Source organism: Novosphingobium guangzhouense, from assembly GCF_002896965.1.
Taxonomy (GTDB): domain Bacteria; phylum Pseudomonadota; class Alphaproteobacteria; order Sphingomonadales; family Sphingomonadaceae; genus Novosphingobium; species Novosphingobium guangzhouense.
Map to the genome: position 1 here is coordinate 24,220 of NZ_LYMM01000052.1, position 14,121 is coordinate 38,340.

Annotated in this window: 9 protein-coding genes; 2 read left to right on the top strand and 7 right to left on the bottom strand. The window is 65.2% G+C overall.

Going from position 1 to position 14,121, the window contains the following annotated elements:
* Positions 1–3: 3 nt before the first annotated feature.
* The 3 genes from A8V01_RS19170 to A8V01_RS19180 form a co-directional block, all read right to left on the bottom strand.
* On the bottom strand, positions 4–801 hold the full coding sequence (locus A8V01_RS19170; protein ID WP_103097937.1) for an adenylyl-sulfate kinase: 798 nt from the start codon (positions 799–801) through the stop codon (positions 4–6).
* Positions 785–1,753, bottom strand: coding sequence for a 2-hydroxyacid dehydrogenase (locus tag A8V01_RS19175; protein WP_103097938.1), 969 nt, complete (start codon positions 1,751–1,753; stop codon positions 785–787). Before A8V01_RS19175 ends, A8V01_RS19170 begins: the two co-directional genes overlap by 17 nt.
* Before the next feature lie 67 nt (positions 1,754–1,820).
* Entirely contained in the window at positions 1,821–2,723 is a 903-nt protein-coding gene (locus tag A8V01_RS19180) for an EamA family transporter (RefSeq protein ID WP_103097939.1), read from the bottom strand.
* 84 nt (positions 2,724–2,807) lie between these two features.
* On the opposite strand from A8V01_RS19180, the gene A8V01_RS19185 reads away from it, so the two are divergent.
* Complete coding sequence (locus A8V01_RS19185; RefSeq protein ID WP_103097940.1) at positions 2,808–3,290, top strand: Lrp/AsnC family transcriptional regulator; 483 nt, start codon at positions 2,808–2,810, stop codon at positions 3,288–3,290.
* Positions 3,291–3,305: 15 nt separating this feature from the next.
* Here A8V01_RS19185 and A8V01_RS19190 read toward each other — a convergent pair whose 3' ends face one another.
* From A8V01_RS19190 to A8V01_RS19205, 4 genes are all read right to left on the bottom strand, one after another.
* Positions 3,306–4,739 carry a hypothetical protein gene (locus tag A8V01_RS19190; protein WP_146037324.1) on the bottom strand — a complete coding sequence of 478 codons (1,434 nt, stop codon included), beginning with the start codon at positions 4,737–4,739 and terminating at the stop codon, positions 3,306–3,308.
* Between the two features lie 98 nt (positions 4,740–4,837).
* Entirely contained in the window at positions 4,838–6,421 is a 1,584-nt protein-coding gene (locus A8V01_RS19195) for an EAL domain-containing protein (RefSeq protein WP_103097942.1), read from the bottom strand.
* A 51-nt stretch (positions 6,422–6,472) separates the two neighbouring features.
* Positions 6,473–8,263 carry an IlvD/Edd family dehydratase gene (locus A8V01_RS19200; RefSeq protein ID WP_103097945.1) on the bottom strand — a complete coding sequence of 597 codons (1,791 nt, stop codon included), beginning with the start codon at positions 8,261–8,263 and terminating at the stop codon, positions 6,473–6,475.
* A 5-nt stretch (positions 8,264–8,268) separates the two neighbouring features.
* Entirely contained in the window at positions 8,269–9,840 is a 1,572-nt protein-coding gene (locus tag A8V01_RS19205; RefSeq protein ID WP_103097946.1) for an aldehyde dehydrogenase (NADP(+)), read from the bottom strand.
* A gap of 590 nt (positions 9,841–10,430) precedes the next feature.
* Between A8V01_RS19205 and A8V01_RS19210 the strand changes: the two genes are divergently transcribed.
* Positions 10,431–13,805 carry a TonB-dependent receptor gene (locus A8V01_RS19210; RefSeq protein WP_103097943.1) on the top strand — a complete coding sequence of 1,125 codons (3,375 nt, stop codon included), beginning with the start codon at positions 10,431–10,433 and terminating at the stop codon, positions 13,803–13,805.
* The last annotated feature ends 316 nt before the right edge of the window (positions 13,806–14,121 follow it).

The window sequence follows — 14,121 nt, forward strand, 5'->3', positions numbered from 1 at the left end:
GCTCTAGTCGATCAGGCTGCGATCGGCCGCCAGATGCAGCACCAGGTCGGCCCGGCCCGGCATTTCCGCAAGGATGTGCCGGGTCAGCCTTTCGTAATGCTGCACGAACCGGTCGAGCGCGGCATCGTCCATGACTTGCGTGCTTTTCCCGCGCGTCACACGGGCACGCAAGGCATCCTCCTGCTGTCCGCGCCAGCCACGCACCACCTCGAATCCCGGCGCGGCGAGCAGGACTAGCCGGTCGATGCGGGCGAAGAGATCGGCGTAGGAACCGCCCAGCAGTGCGTTGACCTGGCCGCGCCACACGCCTTCCGGGTCTTCATCGCGTTCAAGCGCGTTGACCGGCACCGCCAGCGCTTCGGCATCCTGCGGGCGGGCGCCGACACACCAGCCTTCGAAGAGCAGCAGGTCCAGACCGGCGGGAACGGCTTCCCCCTCGGGCGCGGGTTCGTCGCGGCCCTTGTCGAAGCGGGGGAGGGTGACGGCGTTCCCCGCACGAACCGCGTCGAGCAGGGCCACGCCGCACGCCGTATCGTGCGTACCGGGCACGCCGCGCGTGGCGAACAGCGGATGGATGCTGCGGGCCAGTTGGGCGCGCGCATTGCGGCCAAGGTAGAGATCGTCGAGCGACAGCACGGCTACCCGCCGACCTTCCGCTTCAAGCGCTGACTTCAGGGCTTCGGCCAGCGTCGACTTGCCCGATCCTTGCGAACCGCACAGGCCAAGGGTCAGTGCTCCTTCGCGTGGCTGCGCCAGCCAATGCCGGACGGCCCCGGCGACACGCTCAGCCGACCGGGTCAAGCAGCGGCTCTCCGGCAAAGAAGCGGTCGAGGTTGTCGGCGACCTTCATGCCCATCGCCGTGCGGGCCTCGATCGTGGCGCTGCCAAGGTGGGGCAGCAGCACCACGTTGGGCAGGTCCATCAATGCGGGATGGACCTGAGGTTCGGCTTCGTAGACGTCAAGGCCCGCCGCCGCGATCCGGCCTGCCTTCAGCGCATCGGCCAGTGCTGCCTCATCGATCAGAGTGCCGCGGCCGGTGTTCACCAGCACGGCATGGGCAGGCATCCGGGCGAGCAGCGCGGCATCGATCATATGCCGCGTTTCGGCCCCACCTGGCGCGTGAAGCGAAAGCATGTCGGCGCGCGCCGCCAGGTCGCCAAGGTCTGCAAAGTAGGCTTCGGGCGGCATGTCGGGCGCGGGACGGCGGCTGTGGTAGGCAATGCGCATGCCGAAAGCCTCGGCGCGCTTCGCCGTTGCCCGCGCGATCCGCCCGAAACCGACAAGGCCCAGCAGCTTGCCCGATAGCGACTGACCGACCAGATGCGTCGGCCGCCAGCCGGTCCACCGTCCGGCGCGCAGTTCGCGTTCTCCTTCGCCCGCACGGCGGCTGGCCATGAGCAACAGGGTCATGGCGATGTCGGCGGTCGCCTCGGTCAGCACGTCGGGCGTGTTGGTAATGGGGATGCCCGCCTCCCGCGCGGCGGCAAGGTCGATATGCTCGAACCCCGCGCCATAGTTGCCCACGATGCGCACGCGGCGATCCGGCACGGTCAGCACGGTGCGCGTCACCCGGTCGGTGACGGTGGGGCACAGGGCATCGTGGGTACGCATGGCGTCGGCCAGCTGGGCTTGGGTCAGCGGGGTGTCGGCAAGGTTGCGGGTGACTTCGTAATCGGCGGCAAGGCGAGCCTCCACCGCTTCGGGCCAGCGCCGGGTCAGCAGGATCCGGGGCTTGCGCGAAGTCACCTGCATTGTGCGAACCGTCCTTGTTCCGTGTGTTTGGGCGGGCTTAGGCGGTCGGCGCAGGCAAGGTCAAACCTTACTGCGGCACAGGCAGCTTTGGCCTGGCATCGCCCAGCAGCACTGACCCTACCGACGCGGCGACCACCAGCGCTACCGCCAGCCATTGCAGCGCTACCAGATGTTCGCCCAGCAGGACGACCCCGGCCAGCGCGCCCACGGCGGGTTCAAGGCTCATCAGCACGCCGAAGCGATTGGCGGGGATCTGCTTGAGGGCGATCATCTCCAGCGAATAGGGCAGCGCGCTGGAAAGGACGGCGGTGACCAGCCCGACCAGGATCAGGGAAGGGGTAAGAAGCGCGGTTCCGGCGCCGACGACGCCGATGGGAACAACGACGATGGCGGCTGTCGACATGCCCAGCGCCACGGCTTGTCCGCCGGGAAGGTGCGTCGTCTTCTTGCCGAACACGATGTAGAGCCCCCAGCACAGGCCCGCCATCAGTGCGAAGCCGACGCCTGCCGGGTCAAGCGAATGGGGCGTTTCGCGCCATGGCAGCAGCAGCGCAAGGCCAGCCGCCGCCATGGCGACCATGGCGAACTGGCCGGGACGGCGCGAATAGAGCAGCGAAACCGTCAGCGGGCCAAGGAACTCGATGGCGATCGCAAGGCCCAGCGGGATCGTGCGGATGGCAAGATAGAAACTGAGGTTCATCAGCCCCAGCACCGCGCCATAGCGCATCGTCGCGAACAGGTCCGCGCGCGTCAGTGGCTGGCGCCAGGGACGGAACAGCACAAGGAGAACCAGCGCCGAAAAGCCCACGCGATACGCGATGGCTCCGGTCGCGCCTACAGCCGGAAACAGCTGCTTGCCGTAAGATGTGCCCACGCAGAACGCCGTCATCGAACAGATCAGCGCCAGGTAGGGCGCGGCGCGCAGCAGAGGCGATGTGGGCGAACCGGCAGAGGCGGAAAGGGCATTCATGGCGCCGGTATATCCTGCTCCCTCTGGCGAAGTCTGGCGAATATCGTCATCAGGTGATGAAATTCGTCAATTTAAGGGTGCCATGTGCCGGAATCAGTCGATCTGGATCAATTCGACCGGCGAATCATAGAGATCGTCCGGCGCAATAATCTTGAGCCCGCCCGCTCGATCGCGGCGCAGGTAGGCTTGTCGGAAAGCGCGGTGCTACGCCGCCTGCGCCGCTTGCGGGCAGGGGGCGTGATCGTTGCTGACGTGGCCCTGATCGACCCGGCGCGGCTAGCTCCGGCGATCACGATCCATGTGCTTGTCGAACTCGTCCGATCGGGCCTGCGCATGGAGCAGGCTTTCGCGGCTAGACTGGCCCGTTGCCCCGAGGTGATCGGCGCGTGGAACGTTACCGGGCGCACCGATTTCCTGCTGATGGTCAGCGTGCCGTCGATCGAGGCGTACCAGCGCTTTTCCGACGCAGTGCTGGCTTCCGACGAGAACGTACAGGATTTCGAGACGCTGATCAGCCTGCGCGAGATCGTTCACTTCGATCCCTTGCGCGCCAGCGTGCCGCTTTGATCCCGCCGCTTTCGCCTAGCGCCCGATCAGGGCAAGGGCGTGGCGGATGAACTTGCTGCGGTCCAGCACCCATTCCGACCCGGCGGGAAGGTCGGGGTCGGCATAGGTCCAGCCTTCGGGGGAATAGACCCGTTCAAGGTTGCCGCCCGTGCCGAAGGCCAGCGACACGTAGCGCTGCTGCGCACGCGGCGCTTCGCTGCCCTCCACGTGATAGCCGTCGGTGCCCGGCGTGGTGCCGGTGGGCCTCAGCGCGAAGACATAGGGTTCGGTGCGGAAGCTTTTGACCGAAGTATTGAGGAAGACCGACAGGTAGACCCTGTCCAGCGCGTCAAGCGGAGAGGGCGGCATCTGCCATCCGGGCGAACCGATCACCGGCCAGGGATAATTGCCCGGTTCGCCGTAGCGAATGTCGGTGCGCAGATCGACCAGCGCGTCGCGCGGGGCCTGCAGGGGGGCGACCCGCTCGATTCGCAGCCCGTCGGACCATGTGAAGCCGAAGGCGGACGCATCGATCAGCGGCATGGCTGACGGGGGAGAACTCTGCGGCACGTTGGAGACGGTGACGTTCTCGTATACGCGAAGGTACGCCTTGTCCTTCAGCTGATGGCCGCTCGCAGTGTTTTCCCAGGCGCGCTGGCCGTGGAACTTCGTGTCGCGGAAATGCGAGACGAGAGTGCCGTTGATGTAGGTGGTATGTTCCTGATCGGTGTTTGTGCCGACATTGCCCGCGATGTCGCTGTCCTCGACATAGAGCATGGTCTGGCCGTTGGGCACGAACAGGGCGTTCTTACCGCCGTAGATCTTCGCGCGGCGCACGACGGCGGTGAAAAGTCCGGGGGCCTGCGTACCCGTGACTTCCAGATGCAGCGCGCCCTTGGCCTGGATCGCGCCGGGAAAATCCAGTTCGATATCGCGCATCTCGAAATGGACGCGCTGGGCGGCGATGTTGAACAGGCGCAGGTCTACCGTCGCCCACTCGTCGCCGGTGCGAAATGCCACCCGTGCGCCCGGATTGGAGCTACGCAGGATGTATTGCGTACCCTGCACCGGCCCGCCGACTTGCGGCAGCGACGGCGCGAATGGGTAGACGCAGGGCCGGCCCTGCGCATCCTGAGCCTCATAGATCAGTTCGTAGCCGCCCTCGATCGGCCCGCCGTAGGAATCCGGCGATCGGCCCTGATAGACCTCGTGCCCCGCCGCGCGAGAGGCTTCGCACCTGATGCGAAAGGTCGCCGCTGGTGCGCGCAGACCGCCCATGGGCAGGTAGAAGGGATATAGCCGGTCGCGGTCTGCGGGCGCAGCCGGTTCGGCCGCGCTTGCCGTGCGGGCCGCAAGTGGCACGGCGGCGGCCGCCATGACCATGGGCAGGCGCGATGCGGGCACGGTCACGTCGAGAAGCAACGGCAAAGCCAGCGCTATCAGGGACTTGGGGCGATGAAACGGGGGCACTGGCATCTCCGCGCGGCTGTTCGGCAGCAGGTGCCTAAGGCAAAAAGGAAAGCAAGAAGTGAACGCGCGGGCCGGCCCGTTGGATGCAGGGGCGCCTTCTACCCGGCAAGCGAGGCCAGGAAAGGCGATACGCGCTGGCCGTTGGTGGTTTCCTGAAAGGCCAGGAATTCCGACGCCGTCAGGGCTTTGGCATAAAGCCAGCCCTGTGCGAACCCGACGCCCGCGGCGCGCAGGTAGGCTTCCTGAGCCAGCGTTTCGACCCCTTCTGCAATGATCAGCAGGTTGAGCCCGTGCCCGATCTCGATCACGTGCGGCACGACCACGCTGGTCGCCGCGTCCCGCCCGATCGCATCGACGAAGGACTTGTCGATCTTCAGCCCGTCAAGCGGGAGCGTAGCCAGCTGCGAAAGGCTGGAATACCCGGTCCCGAAATCGTCGATCGCCACCAGATGGCCCTGCGCCCGTGCCCGCTCCAGCGTTTGACGGGCAAGCGCGGCGTCGATGAAGCCGCGTTCGGTGGCCTCCAGCCAGACTTGCCGGGGTGCGACGCCCGCCGCCGCCAGCGCTTCGGTGAGGACGGGCAGGAAGCGGCCGCTCTGCATGTCTGCAGCGGATATGTTGATGGCGACGTGAACGTCGTGGTCCCGCCGCAGCATGTCGGCAAGATCGGCCACCACGCAACCGATCATCATGTCGGTCAGCGGCTCGATCAGGTGATACTCTTCGGCAAGCGGGATGAACACATCGGGCGGAACGTCGGTGCCGTCATCGCGCCGCCAGCGCAGCAGGGCCTCGGCACCGACGCAAAGGCCGGTGGCGATCTCCATGATCGGTTGATAGAGCACGTGGAATTCGCGCCGCCGTATCGCGGCTGCCAATGCGCGCCGGGGCGTCAGCAGGCGCCGGGTCAGCCACACGATCAGACCGACGAGCGCTGCCGATACCAGCAGGGCCAGCGGGATCAGCGCCCACAGTTCGCGGTCCATGCGGGACTGCACATAGGCATGGTCGGTAATCGCAAAGGCGCGGAAATGGCCGTCGTGCACGGACCTGTAGACATGAGCGCCGAGATGGACGGTGCCGTCGGCCGATGCGGCGCGGCGCAGCACTTCGTCAGGGGCCTTGCCGTTGACGGCGATGAGGCGGCCATCCAGCGTGGCGATGCCGATCGTCATCGGCGTGTCGGTCAGCACATCGACGAAGCGTTGGTGGCTGACCAGGGTGTTGTAATCGCCGCGATCGACGACGATCACCGGCCGCCCTGCGCTCACTTGCGGCATGACGTTCAGATAGAGGCCGAACCCGCCCGCAAGCCGTGCGTCAGGCGTTCCGCGCGCGACCAGCAGCGAAACCTTGCCCCAGCTGGTGCAGGCCAGCTTGCCGTCGATGAAATAGCCGACTTCCTCTACCGCCAGATTATCGACGGCCAGCTTGCGCATCCTGGCGATGTGGGCATCGCTGCAGGGGTCCCAGCGGGTATTCTGCAGTTCGCGGAAGACATCGCTGATCCGGTCGAAATTGCGTTCGGCACGCATGAGCGTCCAGTCGCTATATTCGCCGAGATGCGCGCGTTCGTCCTCCATCGCCCGGTGCCCGGCGTAGATGATAGCGGTCCCAAGCGGCAGTATCGTTGAAAGCACGGCAAGGATGCCGGCGATGAAAACGATATGCCTTCGCTGCATGGGCGCACTATGTCAGAAAAATTACTTAGTTCTACTGGGATTCGGAGAAGTTCAGTGATTGTGGCGCGGGGTCATTTCGGCGATGCGCCGGTACTTCACGGCCATCTCCATGACCGCGCCCTTGGCCATCTGTCCGGTCTTTTCGCGGAAGAGTTCTTCCCATGGGGTATGGCTCTGCGGCACCGGCGGCGGGGCCTCGGCCTTGCGGCGGGCAATTTCGGCCTCGTCGACCAGCGCATTGCAGGTGCCGGCGCGGATGTCGATGCGGATCATGTCGCCGGTGCGCAGCCAGGACAGGCCGCCGCCCGCCGCGCTTTCGGGTGAGCAGTTGAGGATCGAGGGGCTGTCCGAGGTGCCCGACTGGCGCCCGTCCCCAAGCGTCGGCAGCCACTGCACGCCCTTGCGGATCAGCGCGTCCGGCGGCTGCATGTTGACCACTTCGGCAGAGCCCGGCCAGCCCATCGGCCCGGCGCCGCGCATGACCAGGATGCAGTCGGCGTCGATTTCCAGCGCGGGGTCGTTGATGCGGTGGTGGTAGTCGTCCCCGCCTTCGAACACGATCGCGCGGCCTTCGAACACACCTTCGGAGCCGGGGCGCGAGAGGTAACGGTCATTGAACTCGGCAGAGATCACCGAGGTCTTCATGATGCCGAAGTCGAACAGGTTGCCCGACAGGACCAGAAAGCCCGCCTTTTCGCGCAAGGGTGCGGCGAAGGGGCGGATCACCTCGCGGTCACGCGCTTCCCGGCCTTCGAGGTTCTCGGCCAGCGTCTCGCCGGTGACGGTGATGCAGTCCTGCGCCAGCACGCCCGCCTGCTGCAGTTCCCACATGATCGACGGGACGCCCCCTGCGCGGTGGAAGCGTTCGCCCAGGAACCGTCCGGCGGGCTGCATGTCGAGGATCAGCGGCAGGTCGTAGCCGTGCTCGGTCCAGTCCGAGGCGGTGAGTTCGACGCCGGCATGGCGCGCCATCGCCATGATGTGCGGCTGCGCGTTGCTCGATCCGCCGATGGCGCTGACGACGCGGATCGCGTTGAGGAAGCTGTCGCGCGTCAGGATATGCGAGGGGCGCAGGTCTTCGTGCGCCATCTCGACGATGCGGCGGCCGGTCTCGTAAGCGTACTGCCCGCGCTCGCGATAAGGCGCCGGGATCGCCGCGCAGCCCGGCAGCGAGAGGCCCAGCGCCTCGGCCACCGCGTTCATGGTGGAGGCGGTGCCCATGGTGTTGCAGTGGCCAGCAGAGGGCGCGCTGTCGCAGGCGCGCTGGAGGAATTCCTCCTCGTCGATCTCTCCGGCGGCCAGCTTGCGGCGGCTGCGCCAGATGACGGTGCCCGAGCCTACGAGGTCGCCTTCGTGCCAGCCGTCGAGCATCGGTCCGCCGGACAGGACGATGGCGGGAATGTCCACGGTGGATGCGGCCATGACCTGCGAGGGCGTGGTCTTGTCACAGCCGGTAGTCAGGACCACGGCATCGATGGGGTAACCGTACAGGATCTCGACCAGCCCCATGTAGGCAAGGTTGCGATCGAGCGCGGCGGTGGGGCGGCGGCAGTTCTCGAAGATCGGGTGGACCGGGAACTCCATCGCGATGCCGCCTGCATCCCGGATCCCGTCGCGCACCCGCTTTGCGAGGTCGAGGTGGATGCGGTTGCAGGGCGACAGGTCGCTGCCCGATTGCGCGATGCCGATGATCGGACGCCCCGAACGCAGTTCCGCCGGCGTGATGCCGTAGTTCATGAAGCGCTCCAGATAGAGCGCCACCATGTCCGAACGCGCAGGATCGGCGAACCAGTCCTGCGAGCGGAAACGGCGCGGCGGGGAAGACTGCGTCGGGGCGTCCATCGTCATCAGGCCAGCTTGAGCGTGCCGTCGATGCGGCGCGGGGCGTTCCACGGGTTACCGTCGCGCAGGCCCTCGGGCAGAAGCGTGGACGGCATGTTCTGGTAGCAGACCGGGCGCAGGAAGCGTTCGATCGCCATGGCGCCGACCGAAGTGGTGCGTCCGTCCGAGGTGGAGGGGAAAGGCCCGCCGTGCACCATCGCGTGGCATACTTCCACGCCGGTCGGCCAGCCGTTGACAAGGATGCGGCCGACCTTGCGCTCCAGCACCGGCAGCAGCTTTGCGGCTGCGGGTTCGTCATCGGCGTCGAGGATCAGGGTTGCGGTCAGCTGGCCTTCAAGAGCGGCGATGACCTTCTGCGCTTCGGCGATGTCGGTGACGGTGATGACCAGCGAGGAGGAACCGAAGACTTCCGCGCCCAGCGCCGGATCGGAAAGGAAGTCGGCGGCGGTGGTACGAAACAGCGCGCCCTGCGCCTGATGCGGGCCGGTAGGCTCCACGCCGCGCGCCAGGGTGGATACGGCGGCGTGGCCCGCCAGCGCACTGACACCATCGACGTAGGCAGAGTGGATGCCCGGCGTCAGCATGTCCTGCGCCGCGCTGGTGCCCATCGCCGCTGCGGCAGAGGCCAGGAACGTGTCGAGGTCTGGCCCGTCGATGGCGATGACAAGGCCGGGATTGGTGCAGAACTGCCCCGCGCCCGCCGTCAGCGAACCGACGAAGGCCGCGCCCAGTGCCTCGGCGCGTGCGGCGAGAGCAGCGGGGAACAGCACGACCGGGTTGATCGAACTCATCTCTGCATAGACCGGGATCGGCTCGGGGCGGGCGGCGGCGGTGCGCATCAGCGCCATGCCGCCGGGGCGCGATCCGGTGAAGCCTACCGCCTTGACGCGGTGGTCGGCGACCAGCGCCGTGCCCGCTTCGCGCGTCGCGGGAAGGTAGGAGAACACGCCTTCGGGCAGATGGCACAGCGCCACCGCGCGCTGGATCGCGCGGGCGACCAGTTCGCCGGTGCCGGGGTGCGCGGAGTGGCCCTTGACGATGACCGGGCAGCCTGCCGCGAAGGCCGATGCGGTGTCTCCGCCCGCGACCGAGAAGGCGAGCGGGAAGTTGCTGGCGCCGAACACCACGACCGGGCCAAGCGCAACCTTGCGCACGCGCAGATCAGGGCGGGGCAGGGGTGTGCGTTCGGGCAGGGCAGGGTCGATGGTGATGCCCGCCCAGCTGCCTTCGCGCAGCACTTGCGCGAAGAGGCGCAACTGGCCGGTGGTGCGCCCGCGTTCGCCCTCCAGGCGCGCGCGCGGCAGGCCGGTTTCGGCCATGGCGCGTTCGATCAGCGGATCGCCGATGCCCATGATCTCTTCCGCGATGGTTTCAAGGAAGACCGCACGGGTTTCGGGTTCGGCTTCGGCAAAGGCAATCGCGGCGGCATCTGCCAGCGCGCAGGCGCGCTCCACTTCGCCAAGGCCCGCCGTGGTGAAGCGCGGTTCAAGCGTTTCGCCGGTTGCCGGGTTGATCGCGGCGTAGCCCGACTGAGTCTGCGCTTCTTCGCGGCCGATGAGGATGGCGCCGGTAATCATGCCGGTAGTCATGTCGGTGTCCTTCTACGCGTGGGAATGGATGCTGACCGTCAAAGCGCAAGCGGGGCACGGCGCATAATGCGCATGCCGGATTGGATTTCGCCCGGATCGCAATGATCGTCTTTCGTCCTGCTCCCTGATGTTCTGATAGCGCTATCAGACATGGATCGGCGAAGGTCAAGTGCTTCCGTCGCGAGTGCTGTCTCGCCTGGCCCGGCTTGAGTTCGCGCCGTCGTGCTGCACTGCAAGATAGCGCTAACTTTTTTCTTGTCGGCTCCATTCAAATGGAGTACCTCAGACATAGTCCAGACAAATACTGGCTTAGGAGGGATGGGGATGCATAAGGGAAAATACCTTAGCTGACGCCGAAATCGCAGATACCGCGCAATAAGCGGGCTGCTGGCATCACGTATCAGGGCAATCGTTGCAGTGCAGGTGGGGTGAACTTCGAATATTTTCGAGGGATGCTTCGCGCCGTCTGCGATCTCGATTGACACCGGTATCAGTATTAATTCCGAGGACTGCGATCCTCGGTCGGGGGACTTGCGCGCCTGTCGTCCGCGCCCGAGTCCGACAGGGAGAGTGCGACAATGAGCAAGTTCACCAAGCCTGCCGTGCGCCTTGCGCTGACCAGCGCCGCACTGGCCATAGCCGCCGCGTCGGCATTTCCTGCACAGGCACAGGATGTCGGCGAAGCGGTTCCGCCCGCAGGCGAGCCGACCGCGTCCGAACCCTCGGCGGCCGAAATCATCGTCACCGGCTTTCGCGCCAGCCTTGAAAACGCGATCAACACCAAGCGCAACGCGACCGTCATCGTCGATGCCATCAACGCCGAGGATATCGCGGATTTCCCCGATGCCAACCTTGCGGAATCGCTGCAGCGCATGACCGGCGTGTCGATCGACCGCGACAACGGCGAAGGGCGCACGATTACCGTGCGCGGCCTTGGCGGGGACTTCAACATCACCCGTCTCAACGGGTTGATGGCGCTTTCAACTTCGGGATCGAACGATTCCGGCACCAGTCCGAACCGCAGCCGCTCGTTCGATTACAATACATTCGCATCCGAACTGTTCAATTCGCTCAAGGTACAGAAGACCGCTTCGGCCGCGACGGACGAAGGCGCGCTGGGCGCCAACATTGATCTTCAGACCGCGCGCCCGTTCGACTTCAAGGGCGATCGCTTCGCCTTGTCGACAGAGGGCAGCTACCAGAAGAACTCCAAGGCCTGGAGCCCGCGCATTGCCGGCCTTGTCTCCAAGAAGTTCTTCGATGACAGCATGGGTCTGCTTGTCTCGTTCGCCTACAACAAGACGCGCAACGAACTGGATTCCTACCAGCGTTCGGCCGGCTCTTCGGACTACCTCTATCGCGGCTCGGACTTCGCGGGGAACGAGAACCCGCAGCGCGGCGGCTTTTCTGCGCCGGTAGGGACGGACCTGGGCAGCGGCGTGACGAACCCGGAGGCGATCGACATCCTCACCGGCTCCGATCCGGAAGCCTACGCCAAGCTGTACCCCGGCGCGCCCTACAACACCCCCGGCCGCTTTGACGATTCGACGGTGCGCATCCCGGCGCTGCCCTCGATCCAGCAGCAGGACGTGAAGAACCAGCGCCTTGGCATTACCGCCGCCTATCAGTGGCAGATCTCGAACCGCACGCGGCTCAACGTCGACGGGCTCTATTCGCGGTTCAAGAACAGCAGCACCAAGTATCAGGTCGGCACCGTCGGCCTCAATCGCAACAACACCAATGCGGCCTACGCGACGGCGGGCAACAACCTTGATCCGCTGGCGGCGCGCAACCTCTATCCCGGCCTGTGCACCTCGCGGGAGAGTTCGGATATCACCTATGGGCAGGATTGCGGTGAAAGCCTTTACGGCTCGACCCCGGTATTCGGCACGGCGCTGGATGCCAATGGCAATACGGTGGCATCGCAGCTGGGGACCAATATCTTCAGCACCAACCCGAACAACCTTGACCCTTACGACTATTACAACAATCCCAACTCGGTCGGGTATATCCCGTCCAGCAACAGGCTGGCCTATCGCGGCGAACTGATCGGCCGTCCGGGCGTGGACGTGCTGGATGCCAACGTCGATAACGGCACCGCCAACTACCTCAAGCTGCGCAACGTCGACTGGCGTTCCGCCGCGGACCGGCAGGACTACACCACCAAGTTCTATCAGTGGTCCGCCAACATCGATCACGAATTCACCGACACCCTGCGCGGAAACTTCGTCTACGGCCAGTCGAAGTCGACCAATAATTCGCAAGGTCTGCTGGTCGAATTCAACCGCATGAACGCGCCGGAGACTTTCACGTATGACGAGCGTGACGGCGGTTCGATGCCCGTGTTCGACGCAGGGTTCGATCTGGCCGATCCGAACAACTGGACGACGGTGAAGGGCTTCTCCGCGATCCGCAACTACAAGCGCACGGTGGAGAACACGCAGAAGTCGGTGAAGGCGGATTTCCGCTGGGATCTGGACCCGGCCTTCGCCGTCTCGTTCGGCGGCACCTGGCGCAAGTTCGGCTTCTACACCACGCAGTACGAGCGGCCGGTCGATACGCTCAACCCCACGCTGCTGGAAGCCGGGACCACCGCGGCGCAGATGGGCAAGGTCGTGCAGTTCGGGCAGGGGCTCGACGTGCCTGAGGGCACCGCCACCAGCTTCTACGTGCCCGATATCGAGAAGTTCGACGAGCTGTTCGACTTCACCTGCAACTGCATCAACAAGTGGGGCGACTGGCGCATCTGGAACACGCGCAACAACACCGCCACGTTCGGCGTGAACGAGAAGGAATACGCCTTCTACCTGCAGGGCGACTGGGATCTGACGGTGTTCGACCGCCCGTTCCGCGGCAACGTGGGCACGCGCGTGGCGGTGACGGACCTCATCTCCACCGGCCGCACCACGGCCGGGCGCGAGATTTCTGGCACCAACAAGTACACCGACTGGCTGCCTTCGGTTAACCTGATCTATGAGCCGATCGACGATGTCGTCATCCGCCTTGCGGCGGCCAAGGTCATGGCGCGGCCGCTGCTGGGCAATCTTTCTCCCACGGTCAGCAGCATCTCGATCCCGAACACCGGCGACACCACCGGCGGCACGCTGACGGTCGGCAATCCCAAGCTCAAGCCGTTCTATTCGACCAATCTGGATTTCAGCGCGGAATGGTACTTCGCCAAGGGCGGGTTGCTGTCGGTCGCGTTGTTCAACAAGAAGATCAAGTCGTTCCCGCAGACGATCCTGTTTTCCGGGCCGTTGTCCCAGTTCCTGGACGCGACGGCGCTGCAGGAACTGCGCGAACAGTTCACCAACGCCAACCAGCTGGCCTACATCGACAACGATTACGAAGTTACCGCGCGCCAGTATCGCGATGCGCCGGGCGGCTACATCCGGGGCTTCGAAATCAGCTTCCAGCAGAACTTCGACTTCCTGCCCGGCTTCCTCAGCCACTTTGGCGGGATCATCAATTATACCCACATCGACAGCAAGCTGACCTACATTCTCGACCCCGGCAACGCCACCAAGCCGCAGACGCTGGGCAAGGCGCCGTTCCTGGGCGTTTCGCCCGATGCGCTCAACGCCACGCTGTTCTATGAAACGGAACGGTTCCGCGCCCGCGTGTCGATGGCCAAGCGCAAGGGATACAGCACCACGTACCCGCTTTCGGCCGGCGACTGTGCGCCGGGCCTGACCAATTCGCCTGCCGACCCTTCGGTGGCGGGGACGATCTGCAACAGCCCACTGATCAACGACTTCGCGTTCAGCAAGGGCACTACCAACATCGACGCCTCGATCAGCTACAAGCTGACCGACTTCGCCACCGTGACGCTGGAGGGGCTGAACCTGACCAACCAGACCAGCAACAACTACGCCTACCAGGATTCGCCGGTGGTCACGAACTACTCCAGTTCCGGCCCGGTCTACCGCGTGGGTGTGCGCGCCCAATTCTGATCTTTCGAGTTCTGATTTGAAGTCTACTCCCCCTGCGTGCCGTCGCTCACCCTCGCGGCGGCACGCTTTTTATTGACATTTATAACCAAATAGGCTATATGGCCCAGCATCCGATCCGGCGATGATCACGCTGGATCGGTGTATCGGGTCGGCGTCGTGGGCCGGGATGCGGTTTAAAAGCCGTGATCACGCACCCCCACGCGTCCGTTCGAAGACCCGGACCGTCCTCTCGGCTTCTGGAAAGGTGGCATCTGCCTAATCCTGCGACATACGGCGGGACATCGGATGTCCTATCCCGGATGACCCATGGCCGCCC